General features: G+C 33.1%; 10 protein-coding genes. 3 read left to right on the top strand and 7 right to left on the bottom strand.

What is annotated here, in order from left to right:
* Nucleotides 1–217: 217 nt before the first annotated feature.
* From ACXKY9_RS14420 to ACXKY9_RS14405, 4 genes are all read right to left on the bottom strand, one after another.
* On the bottom strand, nt 218–1,921 hold the full coding sequence (locus ACXKY9_RS14420) for a M4 family metallopeptidase (protein WP_000791453.1): 1,704 nt from the start codon (nt 1,919–1,921) through the stop codon (nt 218–220).
* A gap of 340 nt (nt 1,922–2,261) precedes the next feature.
* On the bottom strand, nt 2,262–4,214 hold the full coding sequence (locus ACXKY9_RS14415; protein WP_001171087.1) for a bifunctional metallophosphatase/5'-nucleotidase: 1,953 nt from the start codon (nt 4,212–4,214) through the stop codon (nt 2,262–2,264).
* 536 nt (nt 4,215–4,750) lie between these two features.
* A complete protein-coding gene (locus ACXKY9_RS14410) occupies nt 4,751–5,266 on the bottom strand; it encodes a DinB family protein (protein ID WP_000379376.1) in 516 nt (171 codons plus the stop codon).
* Between the two features lie 128 nt (nt 5,267–5,394).
* The gene (locus ACXKY9_RS14405) at nt 5,395–5,871 is read right to left on the bottom strand and encodes an AraC family transcriptional regulator (protein ID WP_000862353.1); all 477 of its coding nucleotides are present in this window, start codon (nt 5,869–5,871) and stop codon (nt 5,395–5,397) included.
* Between the two features lie 554 nt (nt 5,872–6,425).
* On the opposite strand from ACXKY9_RS14405, the gene secY reads away from it, so the two are divergent.
* Complete coding sequence (gene secY, locus ACXKY9_RS14400) at nt 6,426–7,730, top strand: preprotein translocase subunit SecY (RefSeq protein WP_000490135.1); 1,305 nt, start codon at nt 6,426–6,428, stop codon at nt 7,728–7,730.
* A gap of 85 nt (nt 7,731–7,815) precedes the next feature.
* Here secY and ACXKY9_RS14395 read toward each other — a convergent pair whose 3' ends face one another.
* Nucleotides 7,816–8,733 (bottom strand): DMT family transporter, encoded by a 918-nt coding sequence (locus tag ACXKY9_RS14395; RefSeq protein WP_000234328.1) that lies wholly within the window; start codon nt 8,731–8,733, stop codon nt 7,816–7,818.
* 148 nt (nt 8,734–8,881) lie between these two features.
* Between ACXKY9_RS14395 and pdxR the strand changes: the two genes are divergently transcribed.
* Nucleotides 8,882–10,315: a MocR-like pyridoxine biosynthesis transcription factor PdxR gene (gene pdxR / locus ACXKY9_RS14390; protein ID WP_000706793.1), complete on the top strand. Its 1,434-nt coding sequence runs from the start codon at nt 8,882–8,884 to the stop codon at nt 10,313–10,315.
* A 495-nt stretch (nt 10,316–10,810) separates the two neighbouring features.
* Nucleotides 10,811–11,665 (top strand): BCA family alpha/beta fold macrolide esterase, encoded by an 855-nt coding sequence (gene mleBCA / locus ACXKY9_RS14385; protein ID WP_001290770.1) that lies wholly within the window; start codon nt 10,811–10,813, stop codon nt 11,663–11,665.
* A 114-nt stretch (nt 11,666–11,779) separates the two neighbouring features.
* On the opposite strand, the gene ACXKY9_RS14380 is transcribed toward mleBCA, so the two are convergent.
* A complete protein-coding gene (locus ACXKY9_RS14380) occupies nt 11,780–12,115 on the bottom strand; it encodes a hypothetical protein (protein ID WP_001257760.1) in 336 nt (111 codons plus the stop codon).
* An 11-nt stretch (nt 12,116–12,126) separates the two neighbouring features.
* A complete protein-coding gene (locus ACXKY9_RS14375) occupies nt 12,127–13,296 on the bottom strand; it encodes a ParM/StbA family protein (RefSeq protein WP_000025622.1) in 1,170 nt (389 codons plus the stop codon).
* Nucleotides 13,297–13,429: the final 133 nt, after the last annotated feature.

Here is a 13,429-nt window from a genome sequence, read left to right as displayed (position 1 = left end):
TTCTATCAAGAGGTCAATATATTATTAATTTTCTGTTTTTATACACTTTAAACCTTATTGATTTGTCACTACTTCTTAAAGAGAAAGCGCCTCATTATTGCTTAGTCAGTTTATTTTCAATAATACATTGCTATGAAAAAAACAGCTAATATCCTTAAAATGACATTAGCTGTTTTTCATAATGTATTAATATATGAATGAGAACTATATTTCTAAATTACTTAATTTTTGCTGCATCAAATGCTTTTTGAACTGCTTGAACTTCAGCTGTATTCGCACCATATTTATTAGTTGCCACTCGAATACATGCTGATCTCAATTCTTTGAAATTAGAAGTCATGTTTAACTCATCTGTATTTGCATAATAGAAAATATCAAACATTTTATCTTCACCAATTCCTTTAACAGTTACTCCGTTATGAGTTCCGCCTTTCGCAATGAGATACGCAACTTTATTAATAATACTTGAATTAAAATGAACACCGCCTTGATCCCATCCATTAAAATCGTTAAATTCACTGTAATCATCTGGATAAGGTACTCCAAGTGAAGATGGAACAGAAGCTGGGTTTTCCATATCACGGAAAACAGATCCCGTTTGTTCTCCCATTGTCCAGTTGAATTTTCCATTATTTACGTATTTCTCAATAGATGTTCCCATAATATCAGATAATGCCTCATTAATCGCACCGGATTCTCCGTAATATTCAAGATTAGATTCGCTAGAAGTAACAGCGTGTGTAAATTCATGTCCAGCTACGTCATATGCTTTAACAATAGGATCGCCATATACAAGCATACTTCCATTATTAGCACTTAATGCATTCTGCCAATTTTTCGGATCATTCGTCTCTTCAGAATCCCAAGCGTGTACAACTGAAACTACTTTTTGTCCTTTATTATCAAAGCTATTACGCTTGTATTTATCTTTATAAAAATCAAATACTTTTGTTGCTAAGTAATGAGCACTTACTGCTTTCGGATCGTTAAATGTTGCCGAAGTACTAGTCGCTAATGTACCAGGATAATAGCTTTCTTCTTTAGTAATATCTCTGTAATTCACATCATATGTTTCAATGCCTTGCCCTCTTGTATAATCAGCAAGAGCATATTTGCCATTACTTTGTTTAGAGATACCAAATGAACGAGAAATACCCAAATCATCTTTTCCTGTTCCAGTTAATGATGTAAGACTGCTTTGTTTACTTTTCTTTAAAGCTCCAACTAGTTTGTCACTGGCTTTTAAGTTAGATTCTTGTACCATATTTTTTAACATATCACCATTTTGTGCATTTACTAAATAAGTACCAGAAACATAGTTTGGTGTTGCAGCTTCAAAGGTAACTTGGTATGCATTTTTAGCTTGTCCATTATTTTCATCAACAAAAATAACCTCTTTAACTTCTGGCTCAGAAATAAACTTGAGATCGTTCCCGTACTTCGTATAAATAAATTGTTTTGCTTCATCTTTTGATAGATTAATAGGTTTTTTCAATTCTTCTTGTTTTAAATTTTGTGCGCTATCACCTGAAACACTTTTAATAACACCATTATTATCTACGTGTGCAGTTAATTGATGGCCATATACTTCTTTTCCTTCGTATGTTTGTTGCATACGCACAAGTGTAGTTCCATCATACGAACCACGTTTTTGAAGAACTTTATAATCTACTCCTGCTTCTCCATTGACTTGTTTTTGGGACAGAGCTTGCTCTGTTTTCTCCTTAAGTGCATCCTTTACTACATTTTCTGGTGCCTTTTGTGACGGTTGTGTAAGTTCACCCGAACGGAACGATTCCTCTTGAATTTGGACTTGTAGTTGATCTGTTTCCTCTGCATGACCTACGCCATATGGTGCCACAGCTGTTAAAGCTAATCCTGTTGTTAATGCTACCTTAGTTAATGTCTTTTTGTTTTTCATTATTTCACCTCGTATAATTTTTGAAATAGAAAGCTTGTACAAAGTATACTGTCTATTTTTGTCGGAAAAAAGAGAAAATACGAAATTTATGTAACATTATGCAAAATTACATAAATTGTGGTCAATATTATAAATAATGAACGGAACACATATGTACATTAATTTGAATAAAAGAGAATCCTTATAAACGCTCATCCAATTGGTTAGTTATTAATTATCTATATTCATTCTAATAAAAGTATACTTACATCTAAATAACAACATAAAAACCCACTCTTTACTATTGTAAGAGTGGGTTTAATGCTATTAAAATAACAATTACTATAAGAAACCTTATAATTTATATTTTTTTAGTAATCCTATTAAGTTTTTTATAAAATTCACCTTTTGTCTTTACATGATTAAACTCATTTGGATTAATATTTGCTTTTTGTGAGAGTGCTACAATTTCTTCTTTTGAAATTGAGTCTTTCGTATTTATAGATGCTATATTTGTGTATTTTCCGTCTTCTGTTTTTGGAATTTCTAAAATCCCTTTATTCACGAGATCAACTACAGCCTTATGCTCTGAAGAATGTAAATCTACACCAGTAATTTTCCAATTACGCATAACTTTTGGAGTGTATACACCATTCTTTACCTCTTTTAAATATGTAATAGCAAGGTTACGAATGGTTCCGCCTGTTTCTCCAAATGCATTCTCTTGTTTAGATGACCAAATTTGTTCAAACTTACGCCCCTCTAAAGCTCCCCCTTTTGCCTGAAGAGCCTCCATTCTATATGCATTCATTCCTAGCGTCATAACATCGCTCATTTTGATTGGTTTGTTTGTACGAATAGAGCGTAAATTTGTAATTCTGCTTCCATATGGTTTTGTTAAGTCAATTTCGTATTTTACGCCTCCAAAGAAATCGTTCGTACTGTATTTAGATGCACGGCGGGTTTTATCAAAGCTAACGGTTACATCTCCGGCACGAGATGAGTTAAAATATCCTGCTGCCCATTCCATATAGTCTTTTAAATCTTTTCCAGAAATCTTATATACTGTAATTTCTCCCAAGGCATATTGGTAATTGTACGCAATATCTTTTTTCTTAATAGGACCTGTATCTAAACGGGCATAATCATTATCAATTTGATGGGCTACTACATCTGCTTTACTGTAGTAGAGCATGACTTCATGAAAGAAATCTGATAAAGGTGTTTCTTGAATCTGAACACTTGGAATACCCTTTATTTCATTTTCAGGAACAAGATTTCTACCCTTTAATTGAGCGACTACAACATTTGCATCTCCTCTCGCATATTCGTGAAAAGATGTTAATGTTTCTTCAAGTGTAGGATCAGATAATATCGTTGTTCCATCAGCATTTTTTACAGGTATAGCGGTAGCAGTTTTATTTTTTAAAGTCAACTTCCCATCTTGCTTTGTAAAAGTAAGGTCAATACGTGAAATATGTGTTCCATATTTATCTGGTTCTGTAATAATTACGCCATTTACAACTTCTTTTTTTACAAGTTTATGCATGTGAGCCGCAAAAATAGCGCTTAGTTCCGGACAAGCATTTGCAATATCTTGAACACCAGTACCAGGGATACCATTCTCATTTTCTAATCCCATATGCATAACTCCTACCATTACATCTACTTTACCTTCTAATTCCTTAATTGCCTTTTTCGTCTCTTCTACCGGATTTTTCACCACTAAACCCTCTAAGTGATCTGTCCCTTTTTCAAAATCACTAATCATTGGTGTATTCATACCAATAATCCCAACTTTAATTCCACCTTTTTCTACAATTGTATATGCAGGAAGAAAGCGCTCTCCATTTTCCTTATAAATATTTCCTGCTAACGTTTTTCCCTTATATTGCTCACTAACTTTTTTCAATGTATCTAATCCAAAATTGAATTCATGATTTCCAAATGCCCAGGCGTCATATCCCATTGTATTCATCGCTACCATCATTGGCGATTGTGGTTTATCGTTGAATAATTCTACTGAGTTTCCTTGAATTGTATCCCCAGCATCTACTAATATGGTATTTGGATTTTCTTGACGGACCTTCTTTATAACCGTATAAAGCTGCGTCAAACTTCCACTCATATTTGCTCCATCAAGCGCATAATCCCAAGGCATAAATCTACCATGAATATCTGCAGTACCTAACAATGTGATATTAACTTCAGATTCCTCAGCCTTAGAGATAGATGGTTTGACTATTACTGCTGTTCCAAGCAGTAATAGAATTACAAAGTAACATACATAGTTCTTCCATTTCATTTTTTGCATAATAATAATATTTCTCCCCTTTTTGTACTTTCATAAAGTTGCTTGAACTTTAAAAATGTAACTTATTATTCAGGAAACTTCAACTACAAAAGATAATTTTGAAGGTGGTTCTGTTGCAAAATAAAGAGAATAAATTGCATACATCCCCTAACAGAATTGTATTTTATCGTTTCCTGACAGAATACCCCTTCCTTAAGCGTGTGAAGAGTACTTTCAAAATAAGGACATATCATTCATCATCATAAAATCATTATTTCAATTTACTAAAATTCGCATATAAAATATGTTATGATGATTATTTTTTTGAATTTCATTGTCGAAGTATTTCCTTCTCAATGAAAATACTTCCAAAAAAATAACCCCGCTCTTCATTTAAGACGGGGTTACACTTATACAGAAAATCGGATAGTTTCATATTTTCTTAAGCTTATTGGTTACTTTCAACTAATTTCATTCTATTTTTGTTTTCTTCTGAATCAATATGAATCAACCGTTTTCCCTGTTTATAATACGCATCAATAAATAGGGAATGATTTTTACTTTTCAATTTCACAAAGTAATTTTATCTCTTTTATTTGTGAAATATGACGCTGTTCATGTAAATAAATCAGTTCTATCCACTGATCAAGGGATAATTCTCCAAGAGCTGGATGCATCACTGCTTTTTTCGCTAATATAGACTCATCTTCTATTGTACTCAGGAAACGCATCAATTCTTTTCTTGATTCGTTTAGCGTATTGAGCATTTGCTCCACTTCAAATGGTTCTATACTTGGTTCAATCATTTCTGGAGCTATAAACTTTTTCGTTCTATCTAATAAAATAGTGTGAATTTCTTTACGCTCATTTTGGGTACTATCTAACTTTTTTAATCCTGATGAAATAACTGTTATAACTCTCTCATCTAATAAAACTAAATGATGACAAACTTGTGCAATACTCCATTTATCCTTATCTGGTTTCCTATTAAATTGAGCATCACTCAACAAATTAATTTCCTCAACTAATTGATCTCTCGTTTTATAAAACTTGTCATTTACAAATGTATCCATGTGGATTCTCCTTTCATTGCAACCTACATACTTAAATTCCTACGCTAGAAATATTATCTTCAAAAAAAGTTTTTCTTTCACTACTATTCCAATTTCATTTTAAAGCTACAAATGAAATTATTTGTTTTTTATATCTTTTTAATTGGCACAAATAAATTAACCTTTAACTTTCCGTCTAGATCTTCAGCAACATTATTTAAGCAAAACTCTAAATTATCTCTATCATAATCTGCATCATACTCACTATTTGGTAGCCACTCTGCATACATGTATTGATACGCTTCACTTAATTTATGAGGTTCATCATAGAACTGGTATAGACCATATGTACCTCCATCTAATCTTTTAAATTGCACATCATGATGCTTTTCTTTATCGAAGTTTTCAGGAATCGTAACACATGCATCATGCCGGCACTTATGACTTGCAACAAGTTCAGGATTATCTAATGATATTCCGATAAATGATTGCTCTGGTGGATAAAGTTTATTTTCAATTGACCAATTCAGTAACTTTCCCCAGTGATCTTGTGGTTCAAAGTAGCTACCAGTTCGTCTTATATATGCTACTTCTAATGGTGGAAATTTTTTTATAAAAACTTTCATTTACATCTTCTCCCCTATAAATATGTACACTGTTTATTTAGCTTTCTTTAAATATTTATTCCTTCTTAAATAAAAAGAATCCTCTAATCACATGAATTTTAATTGAAATACAATTGATTACTATTACTACTACTAAAGTAGTATGTACTTTCATACTTTTATTTGATTTTAAATTCTTTTTAAATCGATATATTAATTGTAAGAAAATAAAAAGGTGGAGGATTTTAATTGATTAAAGGAATATACGAAGCGCATTTACCAGTATAATGTCCTATCAATTTATCATTAAATAAATGTAAAAAATAACCCTATTTATTCATTTTTAATGCGTATGTATGTACATTTGTTAATTTATTCGATATATTATGGGTATTGAATGATTACGTGAAGTGTATAGGTCGCTTATATAACACCTTATATTTTTATATCCGTGAAAACTACAAAGTGTATGAAAATCCATTTGTCAAATGAATTTAGTGCGGAAGGAGGTTTGTGGTTACTTCATAGGGTATAATAATCAGTTTTTTACTGATAAAAATATAGGAGGCGACATAATGTTTCGTACGATTTCAAATTTCATGAGAGTAGCTGAGATAAGAAGGAAAATCCTTTTTACACTAGCGATGTTAATCGTTTTTCGAATTGGCACGTTTATTCCAGTTCCTCATACTAACGCAGAGGTATTAAAAGTACAAGATCAAGCTAACGTTCTAGGTATGTTAAACGTATTTGGCGGAGGAGCATTGCAACACTTCTCAATCTTCGCTGTAGGTATTACACCATATATTACAGCTTCCATCATAGTACAGTTACTACAAATGGATGTTATACCTAAATTTTCGGAATGGGCAAAGCAAGGAGAAATGGGCCGTAAGAAATCAGCTCAATTCACTCGATACTTTACAATCATTCTCGCATTCATACAGGCCATCGGAATGTCTTATGGCTTTAATAATATAGCAGGTGGACAATTAATAACAGATCAAAGCTGGACTACATACTTATTTATTGCGACAGTTTTAACTGCAGGTACTGCATTTTTACTTTGGTTAGGCGAACAAATTACCGCTAACGGAGTTGGTAATGGTATTTCGATGATTATCTTCGCAGGTCTCGTTGCCGCCATTCCAAATGTTGCAAATCAAATTTATTTACAACAATTCCAAAATGCTGGCGATCAGCTATTTATGCACATAATAAAAATTGTTTTAATTGGACTCGTAATTTTAGCGATAGTTGTTGGTGTTATTTACATTCAACAAGCTGTACGTAAAATACCGATCCAATATGCAAAAGCTGTTTCAGGAAACAATCAATATCAAGGAGCAAAAAACACTCATTTACCGCTTAAAGTAAATAGTGCTGGTGTTATACCAGTTATCTTTGCTTCTGCATTTTTAATGACGCCGCGTACAATTGCACAGCTCTTCCCTGATTCAAGCGTATCAAAATGGTTAGTTGCAAATCTTGATTTCGCACATCCAATTGGAATGACACTTTATGTCGGTCTTATCGTTGCTTTCACATACTTCTACGCATTTATTCAAGTAAATCCTGAACAAATGGCTGAGAATTTGAAAAAGCAAAATGGATATGTTCCTGGTATTCGTCCTGGTAAAGCAACTGAACAATATGTAACTAAAATTCTATACCGTTTAACATTTATCGGTGCAATTTTCTTAGGTGCTATTTCTATATTACCGCTCGTATTCACGAAAATTGCTACGTTACCACCTTCTGCTCAAATTGGTGGTACAAGCTTACTTATCATTGTCGGTGTAGCACTAGAAACTATGAAGACGTTAGAAAGCCAGCTTGTAAAACGTCATTATAAAGGCTTTATTAAAAAAGTGAATTAATTATTAAAAACACAGTTGGTTATTTTTCCAACTGTGTTTTTGATTTTATCAGTCCTGTAACATACAGGGCTATTGCTTTATTAAATTACATCTCCTTCTCTAATAACCGCCCTTTTTTGAAATAAGTCCGTAGTGTTGAACGATTGGCCAAAAATACACCAATCAATATAAGACAAGCCCCCATTCCCATTGTAGGATTTAAAGGTTCTCCTAAAATGATATATCCCACAATTATTGCAATTAATGGTGATACATATAACCACGTCGATGGAAATACTGGATTTGTTTTTGATAAGAGCCAGTAATATAATCCGTGTCCACCAATCGATCCGATAAATATGAGATATAAAATAGGCCATTGCACACTCCATGAAGTTAATACGGTTACATTTGGTTGTTCTACAATAATAGATGCGATTAGTAGTAAAATCCCTCCATAAAACATTTGAATACCGTTAATAAGAAATGGTGATACATTTGATAAATCTGACAGTATTTCTTTCGAACGAATAGAGCCTATTCCGTAAAATAACTCCCCTATAACTAACACAATACAAGCAATACTCCATATGAAACTTACTTGTTGATGCATTCCTGGTAAAGAAACAAATATAACACCTGCTAGTGCAATAACTAAAGCAACGAGTTGTTCCATTTGTAATTTCTCCCTATCCCTCTTTGCTTGTATTAATAAAATCATCATTGGTCCCGTAGCAGAAAGAACAGCAGCTAATCCCGAAGAAATATATTGTTCTGACCAATATAAACTTGCGAATGTCATAAATGTTAAACAAAATCCAGCATACATAATGCGTTTTGAAAATATATGTGGCATAATTTCTTTTCGCTTTAATTTAAAAATAATCATAAGGATTATGCCCGCTAAAAAGAAGCGAATTCCTGCTGAAAACAACGGTGGCGCCCCTGCTTCAATTCCAATTTTTATCGTTAAAAATGTTGTCCCGAAAATAATACATACTAAAATGTAATTAAAAATGACCATTTTGCTTCCTCCTTTTTACTCTTAGAATGAGTATAGAGGCTATGGTGTATAACAGTGTATCGGTACATATAACAGTTACTTCAAGTTGTAGTTGATTCCCTATATATTTTTCGCTTTAATTAAGTTAAAAAGAAAAATAGGTGAACCTATGAAAATTGTATTGCGTAAAGAAACAAACATACCGTATTACAAGCAAATATATATGCAAATTGTTGACAGAATACAAAGTGGTATGCTTTCACATGGTGAATCTCTTCCTTCTTTACGTTGTATGGCCACAGATTTACAAATCAATGTATTAACAGTTCGTAAAGCGTATAAACAGTTAGAAACGAAAGGGTATATACGCATCGAACAAGGAAAAGGTGCTTACATATATAAACGGGTAAAGAAAGATTTCAAACCAATTCCGTATAAATGGCAACAAATGAAAACGATTAATGTTATGCGTTCTCAATATGCAATGAATAAGCACCGTAAATATTATAATTTTTCACAAGCAATTCTGTATCCTCGTCTGTTACCAAATCCATTTTTGGCAGATGAAATGCATAAATTGCTGGATAAAAATCCGATGTTGTTAGCAACTTATGGGCCAGTTCAAGGCGATTATGAATTGCGAGTTGAAATAGCAAATTACTTAAATGAACACCAGAAATTAGTGACAGACCCATCTCAATTATTAATTACAAGCGGCGCACAACAAGGAATTGATTTAATTGCTCAAACATTATTAAAACCTGGAGATATTGTATTAGTAGAAAGTCCATGTTACAGTGCTGCGCTTGATATTTTCATCAATAAAGGTGTTCAAATCATTCCCGTTTCTCTTGATAATCATGGAGTTCGCTCCGACTTAATTGATGATATTTGTCAAAGTAAAAATCCCGTTTTATTGTATACGAATCCCACCTTCCAGAATCCGACAGGTACAGTAATGAGTAAAGAACGAAGAATGGAACTTATAGAACTATCGGAGCTATATCAATTTTTTATTATTGAAGATGATTCTTTCGGAGAAATATATTTTGAGGATGCTATAGTCCCGCCCCCAATCAAAAGTTTTGATAAAGATGGCCACGTAATATATATAAAAGGATTTAGTAAAACGTTAGCACCAGGACTGCGTATCGCAGCACTTATTGCCGATGGCCCTATTTTTGAATGGCTATATGCAGTAAAAGGTTCGATGGATATCGGTAGTCCTTTATTAACACAGAAGGCACTTCTACCATTTTTACGTGCAGAACGTATGAAAAACCATTTAGAAAAATTACGTACAGCTTTACAAATGAGACGTGATTTAACAATTGATATATTGTCGCCATTAAAAGAACTACACTTTGAAATACCAAATGGAGGTTTTAATTTATGGGTGACACTGCCTGATTCGATAGATCCCTTTACCTTATTACAAAAAGCAAATGAAGTAGATGTCTCTTTTTTACCAGGAACAGCTTGTCTATTAAATTACGAAACAAATGATAACCAATTAAGAATTAGCTATTCAATGTTAAACGAGAAAGATATGGAAATTGGATTAGAAAAATTACACGATACAATACGAAACAGTATTTGTTAGAAGTAATATCACAATAGCTAACAATAGCTAACAATAAATAATACTCGAAAATGAAAATGTATAGTATGGGATATTATTTATTGTTGAGCTTTTTCGTTATTCTGAACAACCGGTTTTAAAACTTGTCTTTCTTTTAATTCTTCAACAATACCATATTGATCAATAACAATTGCTTTCATTTCCTCTCCTCCTTGCTGTTTATTTTAATAACATACAATTATTTCTCAAAATTTTTTGCCTTGAATTAACATATAATTATTTTTGGGGGTAATTATGCAAGAAGCATTATAAAGTGAAACTTTAATCAACCCTCGCCAATCGGGCTTTTTCGGGAAGTTGGTCCCCTCCCAACTTCTTTACTTTCCCTGAATTTTAAGATGGGACTCTTACTGTCCAGCAAATAGCGGGATGAATTCCACCACGAATCTTACACACATCTTAGAATCATCCAAAATTGTTTTATTAATTAAATTCAAAAGAAATGAGGCTAACTATATGAGTGAAAAGATATTTAAAATAAACGGAATTGATATATGTACAGAAAGCTTTGGGAACCCTAAGAACCCTGCTATTTTATTAATTATGGGCGCTACATGTTCCATGGTTTATTGGGATGAAGAGTTTTGTGAGCTGTTGGCTAGTACGGGGAAGTTTGTTATTCGCTTTGATAACCGTGATGTTGGGCGCTCTGTTGCCTATGAACCTAGAACTTCCAATTACACAGTAACAGATATGGCTGAAGATGCAATTGGAGTACTAGATGCTTATCATATTGATAAAGCTCACCTATTTGGCATGTCATTAGGTGGTATGATTGCTCAAATTGCCGCTGTAAAACATCCCGAAAGAATTTTGACGCTAACTTTACTAGCGACTAGTGTAATAGGATCTGATGACAATACTCGCGATTTACCTCCAATGGATGAAAGGATTTTAACACATCATGTAAATGGCACAAGTATAGATTGGGCAAATAAAAATGATGTGGCAGAGTATTTAGTTTCAGGATCTCGTCTATTATGTGGATCAGAACGAATATTTGATGAAAATAGAGTTTATAAACAAGTAAAACAAGAAATAGAACGCGCAAACAATTTATTAAGTATGTTTAATCACGCTTTACTTCAAGGTGATGATGCATATGAAGGTGTACTTCAATCCATACAAGCACCTACATTAGTTATTCACGGAACAGACGATACAGCACTACCATTTGAACATGGCCTCGCACTAATTGATGAAATTCCAAACTCAGTACTATTAACCCTTAAAGGGGCAGGCCATGAAAACCATCCAGATGACTGGGAAAGCATAATTAATGCTGTTTCTAAACATACATCTAAAATTTAGATAAATAACTAATGGAAGGGTCACAAATTGTATTGTGCCCCTTCCATTTACAAACAAAACCCCATCACTGTATTCGTATGTATAGTGATGGGGACTTCTTATATTTTTCTATGTTTAAAAAAATGGACAATCTAATTGATCAACAGATTCCCATAATTTTTTTTTTGCATTTTCAGTGGATGTATTTGTGTCTAGTGTCATGTTTTTAAAAGGGTTTACTTCGACTTTTAATAAGGATGAAGGCTCCACATATAATGAGAAAACATGGCTGCTTGGTAAAGCTTTAGAAACGTCAATATCTCCTACTTGTTTAAATAGTTGCTGTGCAGCAAAGAAGAAGAAATTAGTTGGATTTGATTGTTTATTCAGCCACGCAAGCATTTCAGGTGATACCGATTTATGAATATTGATTTTTACTCGATCACCACGTTTATATCGCCTAGATCGCATACTTCCACCAACTAACTTATCGTTAAGTTTGTAAATCCTAACTCTTTTTGCTTATGCTCTCTATATTTTGGCGAACAAGTATAGACTAATAATCCTCGTGCATTTGTAAATAACGGATTATCTACAAAGATTACATTTTTGAGTCGTCCTTTTTGCTTTAAAATCATTTTTAAACTGTTTTTAATAATTACTGCACCCCCGCCATAAATAAACACGTATGGATCGTCTTTCATATCATCAATTTTATTTATAATATCTGTTGCAACACGCGCTGCTAAACCTAATAGCGCTGGCTGTGATTCCTCAACTAATAATGTATTTCTCGGATGCTTATCATTTAAATAAATTTGATTGAATTCTGTAATGCTATCAATCGTTTTAGTTGGATACTTCCGGTTCCATCTCGTAATGATTTGTAGTAACGTCTCTTTTACACCATAAGATAAACCTTTACTTAGTTGCGGACGGAAATTCACCCCTAATGAAACGACTTCTTCTGTCGTCCCTGCGCCAATATCAAAAGAGAGTAAAGTTTTATCTACAAAATCAATTTCAGAAACTTGATTTTGCTCACATTCTATTTTATGTTTCACAACATTTCCTTCTTCATCGTATACAATGCCCCACGTCCCAGAAGCACCCTCAGGTAGGCATTTACAATACTCAATTGAAACATTAATTGTCACATCGCGTCCGTTCGGATAATGGAAAATAACCTTATGATTTCCCATATAACGTTTTGCATTTTCAGCAGCTATTTCTTGTGTAATAAGCTGCATAGGAAGAGCGACAGATAAATCATAACGAATATTAATATGGCTAGAAGTTGGACTTTGACGCATAGCGCTTACCGCCAAACCTGATAGTATTGTAATAACCATTAACTCATCCGTTGACTTATTTGATTTCTTCTCTACCTCAGTACCTTTTAATTGATCTTGAATGACTTTTTCTCCAACGATGTATCGTACATTATTTAGCATTAACGATGGAGAACTTATAGTCACATCAATGTGGTTTTCTAATTCAGATAATGAAACATCTACCTCATCTAAGAGTCCTGTAGGCTCACCTATATATAAAGAATAAATACTCGGAATAAAAATAGGGTCTTGCCCTTTCACCATTAACTTCAAACCGTTGTTTCCTGCATCTGCACCAGCTTTTAAAAGTATAGACATAACTACCCCCTAAATTAATCTGACATCCCTTCCAAATATATGCGAGCCCATTCTTTTACATTCAAATGTATTGTAATTTTTTATTTATCATAGAACTAAAATATTACATACTTACATATTTCGTGTAAAAAGT

Source organism: Bacillus sp. 2175, assembly GCF_057812155.1.
This window is presented reverse-complemented; position numbering and strand designations above follow the sequence as displayed.

Excerpts from the sequence above, each read along its gene's own strand:
- pdxR (WP_000706793.1), top strand. The coding sequence starts at position 8,882 with ATGAAAATTGTATTGCGTAAAGAAACAAACATACCGTATTACAAGCAA.
- ACXKY9_RS14420 (WP_000791453.1), bottom strand. The coding sequence starts at position 1,921 with ATGAAAAACAAAAAGACATTAACTAAGGTAGCATTAACAACAGGATTA.
- ACXKY9_RS14380 (WP_001257760.1), bottom strand. The coding sequence starts at position 12,115 with ATGCGATCTAGGCGATATAAACGTGGTGATCGAGTAAAAATCAATATT.
- ACXKY9_RS14410 (WP_000379376.1), bottom strand. The coding sequence starts at position 5,266 with ATGGATACATTTGTAAATGACAAGTTTTATAAAACGAGAGATCAATTA.
- ACXKY9_RS14405 (WP_000862353.1), bottom strand. The coding sequence starts at position 5,871 with ATGAAAGTTTTTATAAAAAAATTTCCACCATTAGAAGTAGCATATATA.
- ACXKY9_RS14395 (WP_000234328.1), bottom strand. The coding sequence starts at position 8,733 with ATGGTCATTTTTAATTACATTTTAGTATGTATTATTTTCGGGACAACA.
- secY (WP_000490135.1), top strand. The coding sequence starts at position 6,426 with ATGTTTCGTACGATTTCAAATTTCATGAGAGTAGCTGAGATAAGAAGG.
- ACXKY9_RS14415 (WP_001171087.1), bottom strand. The coding sequence starts at position 4,214 with ATGCAAAAAATGAAATGGAAGAACTATGTATGTTACTTTGTAATTCTA.
- ACXKY9_RS14375 (WP_000025622.1), bottom strand. The coding sequence starts at position 13,296 with ATGTCTATACTTTTAAAAGCTGGTGCAGATGCAGGAAACAACGGTTTG.
- mleBCA (WP_001290770.1), top strand. The coding sequence starts at position 10,811 with ATGAGTGAAAAGATATTTAAAATAAACGGAATTGATATATGTACAGAA.